Source organism: Proteiniphilum sp. UBA5463 (assembly GCF_002427225.1).
Lineage (GTDB): Bacteria > Bacteroidota > Bacteroidia > Bacteroidales > Dysgonomonadaceae > Proteiniphilum > Proteiniphilum propionicum.
In genome coordinates this window covers 19,597-25,615 of record NZ_DIQL01000047.1, presented here as the reverse complement: position 1 = coordinate 25,615, position 6,019 = coordinate 19,597, and the positions used below count along the sequence as shown (strand labels likewise).

General features: G+C 44.0%; 4 protein-coding genes. All 4 read right to left on the bottom strand.

What is annotated here, in order from left to right; genetic code table 11:
- On the bottom strand, positions 1-992 hold a 992-nt coding region (locus tag B3B27_RS07625; protein ID WP_286847228.1), incomplete at its 3' end, for a MalY/PatB family protein.
- Positions 993-1,025: 33 nt separating this feature from the next.
- The gene (locus tag B3B27_RS07620) at positions 1,026-1,865 is read right to left on the bottom strand and encodes a DUF3316 domain-containing protein (RefSeq protein ID WP_238865875.1); all 840 of its coding nucleotides are present in this window, start codon (positions 1,863-1,865) and stop codon (positions 1,026-1,028) included.
- A 58-nt stretch (positions 1,866-1,923) separates the two neighbouring features.
- Complete coding sequence (locus B3B27_RS07615) at positions 1,924-4,623, bottom strand: DNA gyrase/topoisomerase IV subunit A (protein WP_286833224.1); 2,700 nt, start codon at positions 4,621-4,623, stop codon at positions 1,924-1,926.
- 225 nt (positions 4,624-4,848) lie between these two features.
- The gene (locus B3B27_RS07610) at positions 4,849-5,763 is read right to left on the bottom strand and encodes a M48 family metallopeptidase (RefSeq protein ID WP_238865871.1); all 915 of its coding nucleotides are present in this window, start codon (positions 5,761-5,763) and stop codon (positions 4,849-4,851) included.
- Positions 5,764-6,019 lie beyond the last annotated feature (256 nt).

The window sequence follows — 6,019 nt, the reverse complement described above, 5'->3', positions numbered from 1 at the left end:
CGGCAGTCGAGCCACACTAAAAATGAAGCTTCCGGCTTTATAACTTTTATCTGTGGAATAAATTCACTTAAATAACTGATTACGAAATTGACATTACCCTGCACATATCTGATCATCTGATCGAGCCAGTCCTCGCACTCATCATATGCTACACGGGTAGCAGTATAGGCAAACAGAGTTCCCTGATGCAGCTCACGCGGTTGGAGATAGGCAAGGTATCTCTGGCGTATCGTCTTGTTGGTAATTACAGCGAAGGAGCTTACTATGCCTGCTATGTTGAATGTTTTGCTGGGTGCCATCAATGTGATGCTATTGTCTGCAGCCATGTCTGAAACGGTGGCGAAGGGGGTGTGACGATATCCGGGTAGTGCCATATCGGAATGTATCTCGTCTGAAACAACCAGTATATTGTTGCTGTAACATAACTCAGAAAGCTCATAGAGCTCATCGGGTGTCCACACTCTGCCGCCCGGGTTATGGGGATTGCACAGGATAAACATCTTACAGCTGTTTTCTGAAACAATCTTCCGGAGCCCGTCGAAATCCATCCTATAACCGCCATCGTCAAGTATAAGGGGGTTATTAACCACCTCTCTTTCAAGCGCCTGCGTCACCAGTCGGAAGGGATGATATACAGGCGGTTGTATAATAATCTTATCTCCCTTAGAAGTGAATTCATCGATGGCGAAGGCAAAACCTTTTACCACTCCGGGTATGAAGTTGATATCTTCTTCCGCGACCCTCCAGTCATGGCGTCTTGACAGCCAACTGACAATGGATGCTGTATAGGCATCGGAAGGGAGGGTATAACCAAAGATGCCATGCTCAACCCTCTTTATAAGTGCATTTGTTATTGCCGGGGGCGACCTGAAGTCCATATCGGCTACCCATAACGGTATAAGATCGTCGCGACCGAAAATGGCCTTCATCTTTTCAAGCTTAACACTGTCGGTGCTGCTTCTGTCAATAACCTCATCAAAATTATATTGCATGTGACTCTGATTGAACTATAGTGTGTATGAGTGCTAGAAAACACTCTCAATATGTTTATTATTCCTAGCTTTTTTACCTCCGAAATTGAGCGACTCCACTTTCATACCTATCAAGAACTGATGAGATATAATCTTTGTATCCAGCAAATTGACATTAGTCCGGCAGTAATCTCCAAGATAGCCTGTACGCAGGGTTATGTTACCCATTGGGATATCAACAGTGAAGTAGTTCCGAAGCGACCAGCGGTTATGGAATGAGCCTAGATGGACGGTTCCCTTGTTGTTGCCAAGAGTGAATATTTCGTAATATGAGTGCCCGTACTCGGGAGAAAAAAATATGCCCAGGAAGGGTGTGGAAAGTTGCCAGCGAAAAGTGATGTTTTGCCAGTTGTACACAGCCATAGCTGAGAGGTTAAGGTTTAGGGATGTTTTAAGGGAACCGGGATTGTTGGTATTCCTTTCGTTGTAGATGCCTCCAAGCGATGCCTCCCCTCCCCCGCCGCCATAGAGAAGGAAACGTGATGATCGGGCAACAGGATAATAACCGCTTAAAATGTAATCGAGATTGCCGTAGTACTCAGAAGCTGAAGCTGTTGGGTTTTTGGTGATTGCTACCTGTATGCTGAACTGTTGCTGAAGAAGCATGCTTCCATTGAAATGGCGCGTTGCTCTGATGCGGTCGTGCAAAAGTGTCATACTTAAACCGTTGTATGTGAGAGGAGACAGGTAAGTATCGTCAAGAAAAGTCTTTCCAACGCCAAAAAGGGTAGATTCATTTACCGTTTTGAGCGGTGTAAAAGTGCTATTATCCTGAGAAAACAGCGCACAGAAATAAAAAAAACATAGGCTTACCAGTAGCGGTACTATTTTCATTGGATAGCATATTTAAAACCGGATAATATATTACACTCCGGATTCAGTTTCTACTCTGTTAGTCGAACAACTTCATCTGTCCCGTGATTTCATCGATAAGATCGATATTTGAGATATCGCTGTCGCCGTTCTCGTCATCAATCTCGACCTTCATAGATACCTGTCGCTCATTTTCGGACTCTGGAAAACGTAAAGGTTCAAGCTCTTCCACACTCTCAACCTCGAAGTTGGAGATGCGTTTACCTTTTGCCCTGTAACTTTTGACCCCGATAAACTCATCGACATCTATCTCTATGGGCTCACGGAAATCGTCGTTACCGCCAAAGATAGCTTTTACCCGCGGATAAACAACATCTGTGAGTAAAAATAATTTCGATTCTGGGTTTTCTCCTAGAAAATTGAGCGGTTTTTCAGATGCTTCGAAGGTGAAACGCTTGAGGTAAGCATATCCCTGATCGGCATCGAACAGTGCCGCAGACCACACTTTGCCCTCATCGAACTTCTCAATATGATAAAGGTTGGACGGGAAATGATTGCTGAGATCAAAATTGCAGATATGGAAATCGCCATTCTTTTCAATTACCAGTATCATGTCATCGCCCTGAAACTCGCCAAGAAACTTGCCGCTGCCCTCGTAGTTGAGCCTGAACACATCGGGGTCGTACCATACTTCACGACCTCCCAGGGTTGAGACGCCCTTGTGTTTCAACTGAATGCGGTGAACCTCGGCCTTGGTGAGGATATTCCCCATTGCCTGTTTTCCCTTGATATCTATTTCACTGAAATCTTTCTCAAACTGCAGGATACGCAAACGCGGCTTTGGTTTAAGGGTTACCTTGATTGTTTCGGCCTCACCATTGGGGTTTACACTGAAATAGGCGATGCGGGATCCAGCTTTTCCTTTAGTAAGATCGTACTCCTTGTCGCGCGTAACGCCGGTAATTGCAAAACGTTTGATGTAATGAGGTGATATTTTCCCATCACGGTAAACAACGTTGTAGATAGTGCGTTTATCGTTCTTCTTGAAAACTCCCGCATAGAGGATGCCTTTACCTACGAACATCTTTTCGCTTACTTTTACCACCTTATATTTTCCATCCTTGAAGAAGACAATGATATCATCGATATCGGAACAGTTGCAAATAAATTCATCTTTCTTCATTCCGGTGCCGATGAATCCCTCTTCGCGGTTAATATAGAGTTTCTCGTTGGCTACAGCTACCTTCACAGCCTCGATACTTTCGAAACTGCGAATAACGGTCTTTCGGGGATAGTTTTTGCCGTAGCGTTCCTTGAGTCTGAGATACCAGGAGATTGTATAATCGACCAGTTTATCGAGGTTATGGTTTATCTCATCGATATCATCAAGCAGTTTTGCTATCAACTCATCGGCCTTGTCGGAATTGAATCTCAGGATACGTGCCATCTTGATCTCCATGAGCCTGAGGATATCATCACGGTTGATCTCGCGAATGAATGAAGACTTGTACGGCTCAAGCCGATTATCTACATGCATTACCGCGGCATCCATATTTTTGGCATTCTCAAATTCCTTATCCTTGTAGATACGCTCTTCGATAAATATTTTCTCTAACGAAGAGAACAGAAGTGCTTCTTGCTTTTCGTTTTTATCAATCTCAAGTTCCAGGCGAAGCAGTTCTTTTGTCCTGTCGACAGATGCCCGCAGGACATCGCTTACAGTGAGAAAATGAGGTTTATCGTCGCTGATAACGCAGCAGTTGGGAGAGATACTTATCTCACAGTCGGTGAAAGCGTAAAGTGCGTCAATGGTTTTGTCGGAAGAGACACCGGGTGCGAGCTGAACATGTATCTCAACATTTTCAGCTGTGATATCATCTACCTTCCTGATCTTTATTTTCCCTTTATCGTTGGCCTTTAGGATGGAGTCTACCAGAGCGGCAGTATTCTTTCCATAAGGTATATCTTTTATGACAAGGGTTCTGTTGTCTAACTTTGTGATGGTTGTCCTGACCTTAACCGATCCGCCTCGTTCACCGTCGTTATATCTCTCCACATCGATGAATCCGCCTGTCTGAAAATCGGGATAGAGCTTAAACTCTTCGCCGCGGAGGTATGAAACAGCAGCGCTGCACAGTTCGTTGAAGTTGTGAGGCAAAATTTTTGAAGAGAGGCCCACTGCAATACCTTCGGCTCCCTGTGCTAACAGCAACGGAAATTTTGCAGGCAGTGTTACAGGCTCCTTGTTACGGCCATCGTATGAGGTTTTCCACTCTGTGGTCTTGGGATTGAACAGTACCTCCAGAGCAAACTTAGTCAGCCTTGCCTCGATATAACGAGGTGCAGCAGCACCGTCGCCGGTGAGGATGTTTCCCCAGTTTCCCTGACAATCAACTAACAGCTCTTTCTGTCCAATCTGTACCAGGGCATCACCTATTGAAGCATCGCCGTGCGGGTGGAACTGCATGGTGTTTCCGATGATGTTGGCCACCTTATTGTATCGCCCGTCGTCCATCCGTTTCATAGAATGAAGAATGCGCCGCTGAACAGGCTTAAGACCATCGGAAATATGAGGTACAGCCCTCTCCAGAATTACGTATGAAGCGTAGTCGAGAAACCAGTTCTGATACATCTTCGAAAGGTTGAGCGTACTCTCGTCGCCCAACCTCACAGGTACTTTGGAGCCGGATGGGGTTTTGGAAGAGAAAGTGATCTCCTCCACATCATCATACTCGTTGTTGTCAGTAATATCGTTGTTGTCAGGTAATTTAGGAGACATATATCAATTTAATAAACGAAATTTCAAGTGGCAGGCTTGGTTGCCGGCAATCGAAAAACCGTTCTTATTATGGCCTTGTTTTTGTTTGAAAAATTGCTCAAAGATATAGAATTTAGGGATAATTTCAAAATAGAAAAAAACAGGAATTGTTGATGTGGCATTAATTTCGTATCATCAGCCAACTCCTGTTTCAGGATATTTATTATGAAGATATTTCTGTCTTTTTCAGAAGGTCCAATCCTTTGATGTTGCTTCTTTACGGGGTTCTACAGGCACGGTGGTTTTGGTTTTGACAGGTGCGGTAGTGGTATTTTGCACTCCGGAGCCTTTGTAGTATTGCATCACATTTGGCATAATCATCTCAATGTTTGCAATGCGCTTACTGTCTGTTGGGTGAGTGCTAAGGAACTCGGGAACATTTGCACCCCCTGAACTTTGTGCCATTCTTGTCCAGAAAGGTACTGCGATCTGTGGGTTATAGCCTGCCATAGCCATGATAATTAGCCCTATCTCATCAGCTTCATACTCCTGCTTGCGGGCGTAGGGCATCATAACGCCAAACTGAGCACCAAGCCCGAATACTGTGTTGCCTAGTTGTTTGGTGGCCTGCGAGTTACCAAGAAGTCCACCGGCAATACTGCCTCCGTAATGCAGAGCCACTTGTTGACTGAGCCTCTCGTTGGAATGACGGGCAAGCACATGTGCTATCTCGTGCCCTATAACCACTGCCAGTGCATCTTCTGTCTGAGTTACAGGCAGCAGGCCGGTAAAAATAACCACTTTACCACCGGGCATAGCAAAAGCATTTACGCTATTATCCTTGACAAGGTTAAATTCCCAAGAAAAATTCTCAAGTTCAGATTTATAACCTTTATTGGTATAGAATGTCTCTACTGCGCTGGCTATACGACTGCCAATGCGCGTTACCATCTTGGCTTCGTCGCTGCCCCTCTCCACGGGAGCAGTACGCATAAAATCCTGATACTGCTGCAAGCTTAAAGCAATAACTTCCTGATTTGATACCAGTTGCAATTGTCTTCTACCAGTAAATGGAACGCTGCTGCACGATGCGAGTAATAGCATCATTAAAAACAGAGCAAATGAGAATTTTGCTACTCTGTATGAATTAACTTTTTCCATAGTTGTTGCTTATAATATGATTTTTCCCTGTTGAATACATTTTTAAACCTCAATCAGTGAACAAAAGTATAAAAAAAACTGAAATAATTAATCAGATGACTGCTACTTAATTAAACAGTTTTCATCAAAAGATGTTTGCTGTTTCGATCTCTTCATAGCTTACCGCTGCCACCTATTAAACATTTTTCCTCAAAAGAGGTTTAATTTTCCGACAGTTTTCAAATGAAAATTTGGAAAAGGTAGAATTGAAAAAAGG